Below are 12,751 nucleotides of genomic sequence, written 5' to 3'. Positions count from 1 at the left end.
GAAATGCGTCCAGCATCCTATATCGTTATTGCGGCACTGGCAGGATTTGTCGGCGGCAATGTATTACAGCTCCCCGATTTGGTCGACAAGGTCAGCGACAAGTTTGCCGATAAGAAAAGCGAGCCTGCCGACTTCTGGAGCACGCCAGCTATCGCCGGTTACGGCAAGATCCACTTTGTGAATGTGCCGGACTACAATCCGGCCACCACGCCCGGACTGAGCAATAAAATCGTCTTCCAGATTAACCGCAATGAAGGGGATGTCCGCCAGCCGAACCTCGGGCTGGAACGCGTGGCGCGCGTGACTAACCTCTATTACGCGGCAGGCGTACCGCTCGATCAGCTAAAGTTTGTGGTCTCGATCAACAGCGATGCGGTCCCGGCAGCGCTGAATAACGATCAGTTCCGCAAAACGTATGGCACCGATAACCCAAATCTCAAGCTGATTGATGAGCTGAGAAAAGCCGGCGTGAAGGTGACCATCTGCGATCAGTCGGTGGCTTTCCATCAGCTGGAGCGTGACTGGATTGATACGCGCGTTACCCACACGCTGTCGAGCGGCACCACCGTGGCGTCGCTGCAAAACGAAGGATATGCCTTCCTGATGTTGTAATGTCTGCCTGACAGCAGTTCGCGCTGCTGTCATCTGTTCGTCATGTTTTCGCGATGTTGCTGTCACAGTTCGCCACTAGTTTAAGCGTCGATGAGATCGATCTCATTGGCACTTTAAGAGGCGAACATGTCCGATTTAATCAGCGTAGCCAAACTGGCTGGCGTTTCTCGCGCCACCGCCGCACGCGCATTCTCCGATCCGCATCTGCTGCGTGCTGACACCCTGCAAAAAGTGTTGAACGCCTCTGAGCAACTCGGCTTTCGCCCTAATCACATTGCCCGCCAGCTGCGCACTCAGAGCTCTACCACCTTCGGTGTGCTGCTGCCGTCGCTGCTTAATCCGATTTTCGCCCGCCAATTACACGCGATGGAGCGCCAGGCGCGCGCGGCAGATTACGGCCTGTTGGTGGCGACCAGCGATTATCAGCCAGAGCGTGAAGCGGCGATTGTGGAACATATGTTGAATCAGCGCGTTGCCGGTTTGGTTCTCACCGTCGCCGACGCCGATAACAGCGCCATCCTGCGTACGCTGCATCAGGCCAGTATGCCGTTTGTGTTGACGCACAACGTGCCGCAGGCGACCGATTGGCCAGCGATTTGCGTCGACAACCGCCTGGCGATGCAGCAAGCCACTGAACATCTGCTGCAACTCGGCCATCGCCACATCGGCATGGTGGCCGGTCCGATGCTGCAATCCGACCGCGCGCGTCTGCGCTATCAGGGCTATTGCGATGCCATGCATCAGGCCGGGTTGCGCGCGCTGCCGGTTCTCGAAATGCCCAGCCATACACAATCTAATTTTGCGCTGTTGCAGCCACAGCTGCGTGGTGAAACGCCGCTGAGCGCGGTGATTTGCACCAACGATCTGCTCGCCATCAGCCTGATCGGTGCCGCGGCACGCGCGGGGGTGCGCATCCCGCAGCAGCTGTCGGTGATGGGTTTTGATGGCATCGATATCGGCGAGCAAATTGCGCCGTCGCTGGCGAGCGTGACCCAACCAGCCGACCTGCTCGGCGCCGGGGCGATCGACATGCTGTTACAACAAGCCAGCCGCGGTACCCGCGTGCTGCCACATCGATTAAGGCTCGGTGCAAGTATCGCTGCGCCATCAACCGCTTTTTCTTCCATTGCCAACATCAGGGAACCATCATGAAAAAAGTAACAATGATTGCCGGGGTGCTCGCACTGACCGCCGGTTCGCTGCTCAGCCCGCTGGTGCAGGCTGCCGATACGGCGATTTGCTACAACTGTCCGCCCGAGTGGGCGGACTGGGGAACCCAGCTTAGCGCCATTGCCAAAGACACCGGGATTCAGGTGCCGCAGGACAATAAAAACTCCGGCCAGGCGCTGGCGCAGCTGGTGGCGGAAAAGGGCAATCCGGTGGCAGATGTAGTTTATTACGGCGTCAGTTTTGGCATCCAGGCGGACAGCGCCGGCGTCATCAACAGTTATAAACCGGCACATTGGGACGACATCCCCGCTGGAATGAAAGATCCTGATGGCAAATGGGTGGCGCTGCACTCCGGCACCATGGGATTTATGGTTAACGTGGACGCACTTGGTGGTGCGCCGGTACCGCAATCCTGGGATGATCTGCTGAAACCCGAATACAAGGGCATGATCGGCTATCTCGATCCCGCCAGCGCTTTTGTCGGTTACGTTGCGGCCGTAGCGGTAAACCAGGCAAAGGGCGGCAACATGAAAGACTTCACGCCCGCACTGACCTGGTTCAAAAAATTGCAGGCTAACCAGCCGATCGTACCGAAGCAGACCGCCTACGCGCGTTTGATTTCCGGTGAGATTCCGATCCTGCTCGACTACGACTTCAACGCCTATCGCGCCAAATATAAAGATCACGCCAACGTCGCCTTTGTGATCCCGAAAGAGGGCACGGTTACGGTGCCGTACGTTATCAGCCTGGTGAAGAACGCGCCGCACGCTGCCAACGGTAAGAAAGTGATCGACTACGTGTTGTCGGACAAAGGTCAGGCGATTTGGGCTAATGCCTTCCTACGTCCGGTACGCACCTCAGCGATGTCAGCGCAGGCCAGGACATTTTTCCTGCCAGATAGCGATTATGCGCGTGCGCAAACGGTGAACTATCAGCAGATGGCCGATGCGCAGAAAGCCTTCTCGGCGCAATACCTGAGTGAGATGCGTTAATGTCGATGGCTGACACCCTGGCGGCTTCGCGCCGCCAGATACGGACGCAACCGGGCAGCCGCTGGCTGTGGTTGGTGCTGCCCACGCTGCTGTTCTTCTGCGCTTTCTGGCTGCTGCCGTTTGCCCGCCTGTTGCAAATCGGTATGCAGGACGATCGTAGCACCCAGCACAGTGGTTACTGGACGGTGATCACTCAGCCGCACTATCTGCTGAGCCTGCTAAACACCGTGCTACTGTCGCTGGCGGTGACGCTGGTAACGTTACTGATTGCCGCTATCGTTGGCTGCTTTCTGGCGCGTCAGCGTTTTGCCGGGCGCGGCACCTTGCTGGCGTTGCTGACTTTCCCGCTGGCGTTTCCCGGCGTGGTGGTGGGCTTTCTGGTGGTGATGCTGGCCGGACGTCAGGGATTACTGGCGCAAATCAGCATGAGCCTGTTGCATGAGCGCTGGACGCTGGCCTATTCGCTGGTGGGCCTGTTTATCGGCTACCTCTATTTTTCGCTGCCGCGCGCCATCATCACGCTGGTGGCGGCCAGTGAAAAACTCGATCGCTCGCTGGAAGAAGCGGCGCGTTCGCTGGGTGCCAGCCAGTGGCGCATCACCTGGGATGTGATTGTGCCGGGCCTGCAACCGGCGCTGCTCTCCACTGGCGCGCTCTGCTTCGCCACCAGCATGGGCGCTTTTGGCACCGCCTTTACGCTCGGCACCGATTTGGCGGTGCTGCCGCTGACCATCTATGGCGAATTCACTAACTACGCCAACTTTGCCACCGCCGCCGCGCTGTCAGTGGTGATGGGCGGATTCGCCTGGCTGGCACTGATGCTGGCGCGCCGTCTGGCGCAGTCAAAGGAGGCGCAATGAATCGTCGCGGACTGTTTAGGCTGCAGCTGCTGATTACCACCCTCACCGCGCTGTTTATGATCGTGCCGGTGGTGTTGTCGATGCTGGCGGGCGTCACCAATAACTATTTTATCGGCCTGCGCAGCGGTTTCACGCTGAAGTGGGTGGCGCAAGTGTGGCAGATGTACGCCGATACCTTCTGGCTGTCGCTAATGATTGCGCTGTATTGCCTACTGATTACCTTAATCATTGGCGTGCCCGCCGCGTGGGGATTGCTGAAAGCGCCGGGACGTTGGGCGGCTCGCATTGAAGAGTGTCTGATGCTGCCGGTGGCGCTGCCCGGTTTGGCAACGGCGCTCGGCATCATTCTGCTCTACGGCCAGTTTTCCGGCCTGCGTGATAGCTGGGTGTTCATCCTGATTGGTCACGTGCTGTTTACCTTGCCGTTTATGATGCGGCCGGTGCTGGCGGTGATGCAGGCGGTGGATATGCCGCGTCTGGAAGAAGCGTCTGCCAGCCTCGGTGCCAGCCAGTGGCAGCGCTTCTTTACCGTGGTGGTACCCAACTGCCGCAATGGCATTCTCGCCGGCGCTTTTATGGTGATCACGCTGTCGGTCGGTGAATTTAACATCACCTGGATGCTGCACACGCCACTAACCAAAACCCTGCCGGTTGGCCTGGCCGACAGCTACGCCTCAATGCGGCTGGAAGTGGGTTCCGCCTACACACTGATTTTTATTCTAATGATTCTGCCGCTGTTGCTGATGCTCAATGCCGTAAATCACTGGCTTAACCGCGCGGTCTCGCGCCAACACAAGGAGGCAGCATGAATTCTGCGGCCGTAACCGTGACGCTGCGTGGTTGCGCACGTCACTTTCATCATCATCAGGCGCTGCAACCGCTCGATCTTACGGTCCATCCCGGCGAAACGCTGGTGCTGCTAGGACCATCCGGCTGCGGCAAAACCACCACGCTGCGCATTATAAGTGGGCTAGAGAGCTGTGATGTCGGTGGCGAAGTGTGGTTTGACGATCGCAACGTTACCGCGTTGCCGATTGAAAAACGCAACGTTGGCATGGTGTTCCAGAATTATGCGCTGTTCCCCAATCTGAATGTGGCTGAGAACGTGGCATATGGACTGAAAGTGCAAGGTGTGGCGCGGGCCGAACGGGAAGCACGCGTGGAGGAGATGCTGGCGTTGGTGGACCTCACCGCGCTAGCACAGCGCAGCATCGACAAACTTTCCGGCGGGCAGAAGCAGCGCGTGGCGTTAGCGCGGGCGTTAGCCGCACGACCCAAAGTGCTGCTGTTTGATGAGCCGCTGGCAGCATTGGATGCGCGCCTGCGCGATCGTCTGCGACTGGAAATCGGCACATTACTGAAGAAGCTGGCGATCACGGCGGTCTACGTGACGCACGATCAGCAGGAAGCGATGGCGCTCGGCGATCGCATTGCGGTGATGGAGCAGGGCCGTTTGGTGCAAATCGATACACCGCAAAATATCTACCAGCATCCGGCCTCAAAATTTGTTGCCGATTTTGTTGGCGCGATCAACTGCGTGGATGTGGATGTGCACGGCAATCCGCAGCGTTTCTGCCGCCCGGAAGATGTGCTGCTGGCCAGCGACGATCGTTACACGCGACGGGGCTTTATTGTCGCCAGCACCTTCCTGGGCGCGTCGCAGCGGTTGATGATCGATATCGGGCTGGCGATGCCGATTCAGGTGGATCGCCACGCGCGTGAAACCTGGCATGCCGGACAAGCGGTGAGCTGGACGCTGGCGCAGGACGCCGCGCTGCAGTTTTCTGCATAGCATGTAATTTGCCCGATGCGCTTAAGTACGCACATTGCGTAGCGGCGCAATTTATTGCGCGATAAATCGCGCCGCTACGCAATGTGCGTTGATTTAACGCGGTGCGACATGATCAGCATTTCAAATATCCAGAGGAAAAGATTCGTGTCTGAAGCCATGACGCTGATCGCGCAAATCAGCGATCTACACATTAAGGCGAATGGTCGCCTGTCATACAAAAAAGTCGACACGCAAGCCGCGCTGCTGCGGGTGATTGAGACGCTGAACCGGCTGGCACCGCGACCCGACGTTGTGGTGATTACCGGCGACCTGGTCGATTTCGGCACGGCTGAAGAGTATCAAACGTTAAAGCAAGTGCTGCGTCAGCTGCAATTGCCGTTTCTGCTGATGCCGGGCAACCACGATGATCGCCAGGCGCTGCGTGCGGCGTTCCTGGATCATCACTATCTGCAACACGGTGAAACCCTGAACTGGCAGATGCAACTGAAAGGTGTGCAACTGCTGGCGCTCGATTCCAGCGTGCCGCAGCAGCCTTGGGGTTATGTGGATGACGCGCAGTTGCAATGGCTTGATGAGCAGTTGCAGCGCCATCCGCAGTTGCCAACGCTGGTGATGTTGCATCATCCGCCGTTTCACTGTGGCATCGAACATATGGATAACCAGCCGCTGCGCAATCCGACGGCGCTGGCGGCGATTATCCAGCGCCATCCGCAGGTGGAACGTGTGCTGAGCGGCCATCTACATCGCTCAGTGCAGGCGCGGTTTGCCGGTACGCTGGCGTGCGTGGCACCGGGCGTATCGCATCAGGTGGCGTTTAATCTTGCGGATAAAGCGCCCGCTAATTTTGTGCTGGAGCCGCCCGGTTTCCTGCTGCATCGCTGGCATGCGCAGCAGGGCATGAGCACGCATTTGTGTGCCATTGGCGATTATCCCGGTCCGTGGCCGTTTTATGATGCCAACGGTTTGATCGATTAGCGCCAGCGTAGAGAAAGAATTATGGGTGGCTGGCAGGATGCGTCGTGCTCAATTTGAGTTGTAGGTGTACAATCGCCCATTCCCTCACCAGGGCAAGTGCATCCAACAATAACAAGACTGTCAGGCACACAAATTTATGAATCTACTCACCAGAGCAGGTGCTCCATGCTGATGCGCCTGCGGCCAAAAACTGACCTGCGTACGCTGATCGCACTACTGGCGATCACCAGCATCGTCATCACACTCGCCAATACGCTGTACGCCACCTGGCGCGTGCAACGCATGGTCCTGATTGAAAGCACGCTTGAAGCGAATCGCGCTTACGCGACCAAACTGGCGGCCACCACTGAGGTCTTCTTTCAGTTGGCTCAGTCGCAGCTGCACTACAGTGCGACCCAGTTAGGCAATGATTTTGAGAACGACGATTTGGCGCAGCAAGAAGTGAACAGGCTGCGCGAACAAACCAACAGTTTTAACTCGGTCGCGGTGGTAGACAGTAACGGTATCGTGAAAGCGATTTCGCCAGAGTCACTCATGCTGAAAGGCATGCAGCTGACCAGCCAGTCATCGCGTGAAGCGCTGGCAAAGCGTCAGCCGATGGTCAGCAAGCCCAGCATCTCCGCCGCCAACAACCTGATTGTGTTTGTCTCCTGGCCAATCTGGAGTAAAGAAGGGCGCTACCTCGGCTATGTCGGCGGCACCATTTATCTGAAGAAGAAAAGCATCCTGAACGCGCTGCTCGGCGAGCAGTTCTACCGTGATGGCACCCAGGTTTACGTGATGGATAGTAATAATCAGGTGCTGTATCACCAGAACAACCAACTGATTGGCAAGAGCGTGCCAGGCATCGTTAGCGATCGTCAGCGCGAGGAGCACACCAACGGTGAAGTGCAGTTGAGCGAAGACGGGAAAACCAAGCTGGCCGGTTATGCCATCGTGCCGACCACCGGCTGGATGGTGGTGGCGTTGAAATCAACGGATGTCACGCTGGCACCGCTCTCGGGATTGTTATTGAAAGTGCTGAAAAACTCGGTGCCGTTTGCGCTGCTGACCTTGCTGGTGGCAGTGATTCTGGCACGTCTGATTGCGCTGCCGCTGTGGCAGCTGGCGCGTAAAGCCAGCCAGATGGATTCGCAAGGCGTGTCGAGTGAGATTGGCGGCATTCGTGCGTGGTATTTCGAAGCGGCGCAGGTCAAACGCGCGTTGCTTACCGGTATTGGTTTAGTGCAGGACAAAATTGGCCGCCTGAAATCGGAAGTGCAGAGCGATCCCATGACCAATCTGCTTAACCGCCGTGGCCTAAGTGCCGTGCTCGACTACTTCGCCACCATGCGCCAGCCGTTTTCAGTTCTGGCGCTGGATATCGATCACTTCAAACGGGTCAACGATACCTTCGGCCATGACGTTGGTGATGAGGTGATTAAACATGTGGCGCGAACCTTACGCAGCAGCGCACGTCAAACCGATGTGGTGTGTCGTAACGGCGGGGAAGAGTTCCTGATGCTGTTGCCTGCGACGTCGGTGGAAGATGCGCGCATTCTGGCCGAGCGCGTGCGCATCAGCATTGCGGAAAACTGGATTGATCAGGTCGGCACTGTCACGCTGTCGGTGGGTATTGCCGACTGGCAGCCGGAAAGTGGTTCGCAGGAGCAAAGCCTTAAGCAAGCCGATGCCGCGATGTATCAGGCGAAAAATGCCGGACGCAACTGTGTGATGATCTCCGGTCAGGATGCGTTGGTGAGTAGTATCACGCATTAACCCTTCAAATCATGCACGTTGCGTCGCCACACATTGCGCCGCGACGCAACGTGCGCTTTTCTGTTTTAGTTTCAAGGATGTTTTCATGCTCGTTCTGCTTTATCAATGGTACAAACGCCGCTTCAGCGATCCGCAGGCCATCGGGCTGCTGGTAATTCTGCTGGCGGCGTTTTGCATTCTGTTCTTCCTCAGCGGTTTGCTGGCACCGCTGCTGGTGGCGCTGGTGCTGGCCTATCTCCTTGAGTGGCCAACGGTGCGTCTGCAGCGCGTGGGCTGTAGCCGAACCTGGGCAACCAGTGCGGTGTTGGTGGTGTTTGCGGGTATCTTGCTGGTGATGGTGCTGATTGTCGCCCCGGTAGCATGGCAGCAGGGCATCAACCTGACGCGCGACTTACCCAACATGCTGAATAAGCTCTATGTGTTTGCCGCTGGCTTGCCGAAGCGTTATCCGGCGCTGGTCGATGCCGGCATCATCGATATTATTGTCGAGAACCTGCGCAGCCGTCTGACGGGCTTGGGCGAATCGTTGGTGAAGTATTCACTGGCGTCGCTGGTGGGGCTTATGACGCTGATGATCTATCTGGTGCTGGTACCGCTGATGGTGTTCTTCCTGCTGAAAGATAAAGAGCAGATGCTGAATGCGGTGCGCCGCGTGCTACCGCGCAATCGCGGTTTAGCGGGCGTGGTGTGGCAAGAGATGAATCAACAGATCACCAACTACATTCGCGGCAAAGTGCTGGAGATGGTAGCGGTGGGATTGGTTACCTGGCTGGCGTTCCTGCTGCTGGGCCTAAACTACTCGCTGCTGCTGGCGGTGCTGGTCGGTATTTCCGTCTTAATTCCCTATATCGGCGCAATGGTGGTAACCCTCCCAGTGATCGGCGTTGGCCTGTTCCAGTGGGGATTGGGCAGTGATTTCTGGACGATGATCGCCATTTATCTGGTGATTCAGGCGCTGGATGGCAACGTGCTGGTGCCGATTCTGTTCTCAGAAGCGGTCAACCTGCATCCGCTGGTGATCATTCTGTCGGTGGTGATTTTCGGCGGGATGTGGGGATTCTGGGGCGTATTCTTTGCGATTCCGCTGGCAACGCTGGTGAAAGCCGTGGTGCATGCGTGGCCGGAAACACCGGCGCTCGATGAGCCGGGGATAGAGTAAAAGAAAACGGGTGCGACTTGCGCACCCGTTCACATTAGGCTGATTCCAGATAATTCAGCACGATATCGTGGTGGTTGGCGGTTTTGAAATCGTCGAACACTTTCTCCACCTTACCGTTGCCATCGATCAGGAAGCTGATGCGGTGAATGCCGTCGTAGGTTTTACCCATAAAGGTTTTCTCACCCCACACGCCAAACTGCTCACACACCTGATGATCTTCATCGGAAAGTAGCGTGAAGTTCAGCATCTCTTTATCGGCAAAGCGCGACAGTTTCTCCGCTTTGTCAGTACTGATGCCCAATACAGTGACACCCTGTTTTTTCAACTCTTCCATGTTGTCGCGCAGACCGCAGGCCTGCACGGTGCAACCCGGCGTCATGGCTTTCGGATAGAAATAGACCAGAACGCGCTGTCCCTGGAAGTCGGCCAAATTTACTTGTTCGCCGTCCTGATCGGGCAAGCTAAATTTCGGTGCGGCATCACCGGCTTTCAGTGGATTCATCACAACTCTCCATTTTTTTTACATGCTGTGGGTAATACACCATCAGGAGCAAAAGTGCCAGGGGGTGTTTACCGTCAGGGTTATTTCACCACACGGTTTGCCGCAGCGGCAGAGTGTGTGGCGAAATAACCCGGAGCCTGATTAAACGGTGCTGTCAGCATCGTCGGTGACACTATAAAGACGAATTGAACCTTGTGCATGCAGTTCTTCGCACAGCTGATTGAAAGCCTGCTCGATGGGCGCACTGAACTGATTGGCTGGGCTGTGCGCCGTCATTTGAATATAGAGCGTGGGTGCCACACCGTCCTGCGCTGGTTTAATCCGCGACACCAGTTCGGCGATATTCATCTGATGTTTGTCGAACAAATCGGTAAAGCGTTCAATGATGTGTGGTGAATCGGGTACTTCAATTTGCACCCAAACGGTAGCCGGCATCGGCGGTGTGGCGCGCGCATTGGTGCGCTTCATCACAATCAGCAATTCCAGTTCGGCCCCTTTCATCGGCAGCGTCGATTCAATCAGGGTTATCGCGTTCCAGCTGCCGGAAAGCAGCATGATAAAGGTGAACTCATCTCCCAGCATGGCCAAACGGCTGTCTTCGATATTACAGCCGCAGCTGCTGACATGGCGGGTGATGGTATTGACGATACCCGGACGATCAACGCCCAGTGCGGTGATCACCAGATGGTGAGGCTGTGACTGCGACAAAATGGCATTTCCTGTACGTTCGCTAATAACTATAAGGTAAACATAAAAAAAACTGCTGACAAGCGCGGGAATGGCGTGGCTCGCTTGCTTTTCTTTCAATGTAAAACGTAACATGAGGCACTTGTTTGTCGAGGGGATAGCCCATGTTCACCGGAAGTATTGTTGCGCTCATTACGCCAATGAATGAAAAAGGTAATGTCTGCCGCGAAAGTCTAAAAAAACTGATTGATTATCATGTTGCCAGCGGCACCGCGGCGATTGTTTCTGTTGGCACTACCGGCGAATCTGCCACGCTCAGCCATGACGAGCACGGTGATGTGGTTATGCAAACGCTGGAACTGGCGGATGGCCGCATTCCGGTTATCGCAGGCACTGGCGCAAATGCCACGGCGGAAGGCATCTCTCTGACCAAACGCTTTACCGGCAGCGGTGTGGTGGGGTGTTTGACGGTCACGCCTTACTACAACCGTCCGACTCAGGAAGGTTTGTTCCAGCACTTTAAAGCGATAGCAGAAAGTACCGATCTGCCGCAGATGCTGTATAACGTTCCTTCGCGTACCGGTTGTGACATGCTGCCGGAAACCGTGGCGCGTCTGGCCGAAATTAAAAATATTATCGGAATCAAAGAAGCTACCGGGAACTTATCGCGTATCTCACAGATCCAAGAGCTGGTTAATGATGAGTTCATCATCGTCAGCGGCGATGACGCTACGGCGCTGGACTCGATGCAACTGGGCGGCAAAGGCGTAATTTCGGTCACGGCCAACATTGCAGCGCGTGAAATGGTTGAACTCTGTGCCTTGGCGCAACAGGGCAAATTCGCCGAAGCGCGTCGCCTGAATCAGCGTCTGATGCACCTGCACCAGACGCTTTTCTGTGAACCCAATCCAATCCCGGTGAAATGGGCAGCAAAACAGCTAGGATTAATCGCGGATGACACGCTGCGCTTGCCAATGACGCCACTGACCGAAGCCGGTCAGGCGAAAACGGCGCAAGCGCTGATTAAAGCGGGTCTGCGATAATTTAGGGAGAATCAATGAGTTATTCAGTTAAGCGCTCGACGCTGGCAACGGTAGTGGGCCTTTCCACCCTGATGCTGCTAACAGCGTGTTCCAACGATCAGCGTTATAAGCGCCAGGTCAGCGGTGATGAATCTTACCTGCAGGCGCCTGATCTGCATGATTTAAAAGCCCCAGCGGGCATGATTCTGCCGTTGCAGAATGGTGATTACGATGTTCCGCATAGCGTGGCGAAAGGCGCGGTAGGCAAAGAGCTGGATATTCGTCCGCCAGCCCAGCCGCTGGCCCTGCTGAACGGCACGCGCGCGCAGTTCACCGGCAATACCGGCGTGCTGGCAGTAGAAAGCAGCCGTGGTTCTATCTGGTCGCAAGTGGTAGGTGTCATTCAGTCTTACAAGTTCCCGATTGCCCAGCGTGATGACGCTTCGCAACAGCTGACCACCGATTGGGTGCAGTGGAACCGTGCTGACGAAGATAACCAGTACCGCGGTCGCTATCAGATTAGCGTGCAGAATCAGAGCTACCAGCAAGTGCTGACGGTACGTTTGCTCGAATTGCAGCAATCAGGTCAAGCCGTTACCTCTCCGGCGCAGATTCAACGCTATACCGGTCAGATGTTGAACGATATCAGCACCGGTCTGGATAAAGTGGATTCTGCCAGCCAGGCTGCAGCGGCGAGCCGCGCTACTGGACAGATTGATGTGCAGAGCGGCGCGGATGACACCGGTTTACCGCTGTTGATTCTGCGTGCACCGTTTAACGTCACCTGGCAGCGTTTGCCAGCGGCGCTGAAACGCGTGGGCATGGAAGTGACAGACGACAACCGTTCGCAGGGCAGCCTGAAAGTCACTTATAAACAGCCGGGCAGCGGCGTATGGGATGAGATCGGTGCCAAAGATCCAGAACTACCAAACGGCGATTACAAATTGCAGGTTGGCGATCTGGATAACCGCAGCAGTCTGCAGTTCATCGATCCGAAAGGTCACGTGCTAACCCAGACGCAGAACGATGCGCTGGTGCAGGTGATTCAAGGCGCACTGAAATAAATTGCCAAAGGGCCGGAGATTTCCGGCCTTTTTGTTTTGATTTGGCATATACACAAACCCTTCAAGCTGCAGATGCGTTTGCCGCCTTCCTGTATCTCGAATGATTTTGTGTATAATAGCGCCCGGCGAAGTAAACGATTGCGTCATGCAGTCGGTGC

Annotated in this window: 13 protein-coding genes; 11 read left to right on the top strand and 2 right to left on the bottom strand. The window is 56.3% G+C overall.

Features of this window, described 5'->3' with window-relative positions; translation table 11 throughout:
* The first annotated feature begins 3 nt into the window (after positions 1–3).
* The 9 genes from ACRQ84_RS09805 (at position 4) to ACRQ84_RS09765 (ending at position 9,318) form a co-directional block, all read left to right on the top strand.
* Positions 4–612: a DsrE family protein gene (locus tag ACRQ84_RS09805; RefSeq protein ID WP_064739527.1), complete on the top strand. Its 609-nt coding sequence runs from the start codon at positions 4–6 to the stop codon at positions 610–612.
* Positions 613–738: 126 nt separating this feature from the next.
* Entirely contained in the window at positions 739–1,764 is a 1,026-nt protein-coding gene (locus ACRQ84_RS09800; RefSeq protein WP_483815951.1) for a substrate-binding domain-containing protein, read from the top strand.
* A complete protein-coding gene (locus ACRQ84_RS09795) occupies positions 1,761–2,774 on the top strand; it encodes an ABC transporter substrate-binding protein (RefSeq protein WP_483815950.1) in 1,014 nt (337 codons plus the stop codon). Before ACRQ84_RS09800 ends, ACRQ84_RS09795 begins: the two co-directional genes overlap by 4 nt.
* Positions 2,774–3,634 (top strand): ABC transporter permease, encoded by an 861-nt coding sequence (locus ACRQ84_RS09790; RefSeq protein ID WP_064739524.1) that lies wholly within the window; start codon positions 2,774–2,776, stop codon positions 3,632–3,634. The genes ACRQ84_RS09795 and ACRQ84_RS09790 overlap by 1 nt, the downstream gene beginning before the upstream one ends.
* Positions 3,631–4,443, top strand: coding sequence for an ABC transporter permease (locus tag ACRQ84_RS09785; protein WP_483815949.1), 813 nt, complete (start codon positions 3,631–3,633; stop codon positions 4,441–4,443). Before ACRQ84_RS09790 ends, ACRQ84_RS09785 begins: the two co-directional genes overlap by 4 nt.
* Positions 4,440–5,426, top strand: coding sequence for an ABC transporter ATP-binding protein (locus tag ACRQ84_RS09780; RefSeq protein ID WP_483815948.1), 987 nt, complete (start codon positions 4,440–4,442; stop codon positions 5,424–5,426). Before ACRQ84_RS09785 ends, ACRQ84_RS09780 begins: the two co-directional genes overlap by 4 nt.
* A 156-nt stretch (positions 5,427–5,582) precedes the next feature.
* Entirely contained in the window at positions 5,583–6,401 is an 819-nt protein-coding gene (locus tag ACRQ84_RS09775; RefSeq protein ID WP_483817912.1) for a phosphodiesterase, read from the top strand.
* 165 nt (positions 6,402–6,566) lie between these two features.
* Positions 6,567–8,159 (top strand): sensor domain-containing diguanylate cyclase, encoded by a 1,593-nt coding sequence (locus tag ACRQ84_RS09770; protein ID WP_483815947.1) that lies wholly within the window; start codon positions 6,567–6,569, stop codon positions 8,157–8,159.
* Between the two features lie 85 nt (positions 8,160–8,244).
* The gene (locus ACRQ84_RS09765) at positions 8,245–9,318 is read left to right on the top strand and encodes an AI-2E family transporter (RefSeq protein ID WP_064739519.1); all 1,074 of its coding nucleotides are present in this window, start codon (positions 8,245–8,247) and stop codon (positions 9,316–9,318) included.
* 34 nt (positions 9,319–9,352) lie between these two features.
* Here the strand turns inward: ACRQ84_RS09765 and bcp are convergent, their stop codons facing one another.
* Positions 9,353–9,820, bottom strand: a complete 468-nt coding sequence (bcp, locus tag ACRQ84_RS09760) for a thioredoxin-dependent thiol peroxidase (RefSeq protein WP_064739518.1) — start codon at positions 9,818–9,820, stop codon at positions 9,353–9,355.
* Between the two features lie 141 nt (positions 9,821–9,961).
* Positions 9,962–10,528 carry a glycine cleavage system transcriptional repressor gene (locus tag ACRQ84_RS09755; RefSeq protein WP_064739517.1) on the bottom strand — a complete coding sequence of 189 codons (567 nt, stop codon included), beginning with the start codon at positions 10,526–10,528 and terminating at the stop codon, positions 9,962–9,964.
* 143 nt (positions 10,529–10,671) lie between these two features.
* On the opposite strand from ACRQ84_RS09755, the gene dapA reads away from it, so the two are divergent.
* Together dapA and bamC are read left to right on the top strand one after the other, a co-directional pair.
* Positions 10,672–11,550 (top strand): 4-hydroxy-tetrahydrodipicolinate synthase, encoded by an 879-nt coding sequence (gene dapA, locus ACRQ84_RS09750; RefSeq protein WP_007884824.1) that lies wholly within the window; start codon positions 10,672–10,674, stop codon positions 11,548–11,550.
* Between the two features lie 14 nt (positions 11,551–11,564).
* The gene (gene bamC / locus ACRQ84_RS09745; RefSeq protein ID WP_064739516.1) at positions 11,565–12,593 is read left to right on the top strand and encodes an outer membrane protein assembly factor BamC; all 1,029 of its coding nucleotides are present in this window, start codon (positions 11,565–11,567) and stop codon (positions 12,591–12,593) included.
* The last annotated feature ends 158 nt before the right edge of the window (positions 12,594–12,751 follow it).

Origin of the sequence: Pantoea sp. E2023-21 (assembly GCF_051302795.1) — a bacterium.
Classification (GTDB): Bacteria; Pseudomonadota; Gammaproteobacteria; order Enterobacterales; family Enterobacteriaceae; genus Pantoea; species Pantoea ludwigii_A.
The sequence above is the reverse complement of the archived record's forward strand: the minus strand, read 5'-3'. Positions and strand labels throughout refer to the sequence as shown.

What these genes read in the sequence shown, in the direction of transcription:
- ACRQ84_RS09805 (WP_064739527.1), top strand. Translation starts at nt 4, where the DNA reads ATGCGTCCAGCATCCTATATCGTTATTGCGGCACTGGCAGGATTTGTC.
- ACRQ84_RS09800 (WP_483815951.1), top strand. Translation starts at nt 739, where the DNA reads ATGTCCGATTTAATCAGCGTAGCCAAACTGGCTGGCGTTTCTCGCGCC.
- ACRQ84_RS09795 (WP_483815950.1), top strand. Translation starts at nt 1,761, where the DNA reads ATGAAAAAAGTAACAATGATTGCCGGGGTGCTCGCACTGACCGCCGGT.
- ACRQ84_RS09790 (WP_064739524.1), top strand. Translation starts at nt 2,774, where the DNA reads ATGTCGATGGCTGACACCCTGGCGGCTTCGCGCCGCCAGATACGGACG.
- ACRQ84_RS09785 (WP_483815949.1), top strand. Translation starts at nt 3,631, where the DNA reads ATGAATCGTCGCGGACTGTTTAGGCTGCAGCTGCTGATTACCACCCTC.
- ACRQ84_RS09780 (WP_483815948.1), top strand. Translation starts at nt 4,440, where the DNA reads ATGAATTCTGCGGCCGTAACCGTGACGCTGCGTGGTTGCGCACGTCAC.
- ACRQ84_RS09775 (WP_483817912.1), top strand. Translation starts at nt 5,583, where the DNA reads ATGACGCTGATCGCGCAAATCAGCGATCTACACATTAAGGCGAATGGT.
- ACRQ84_RS09770 (WP_483815947.1), top strand. Translation starts at nt 6,567, where the DNA reads ATGCTGATGCGCCTGCGGCCAAAAACTGACCTGCGTACGCTGATCGCA.
- ACRQ84_RS09765 (WP_064739519.1), top strand. Translation starts at nt 8,245, where the DNA reads ATGCTCGTTCTGCTTTATCAATGGTACAAACGCCGCTTCAGCGATCCG.
- bcp (WP_064739518.1), bottom strand. Translation starts at nt 9,820, where the DNA reads ATGAATCCACTGAAAGCCGGTGATGCCGCACCGAAATTTAGCTTGCCC.
- dapA (WP_007884824.1), top strand. Translation starts at nt 10,672, where the DNA reads ATGTTCACCGGAAGTATTGTTGCGCTCATTACGCCAATGAATGAAAAA.
- bamC (WP_064739516.1), top strand. Translation starts at nt 11,565, where the DNA reads ATGAGTTATTCAGTTAAGCGCTCGACGCTGGCAACGGTAGTGGGCCTT.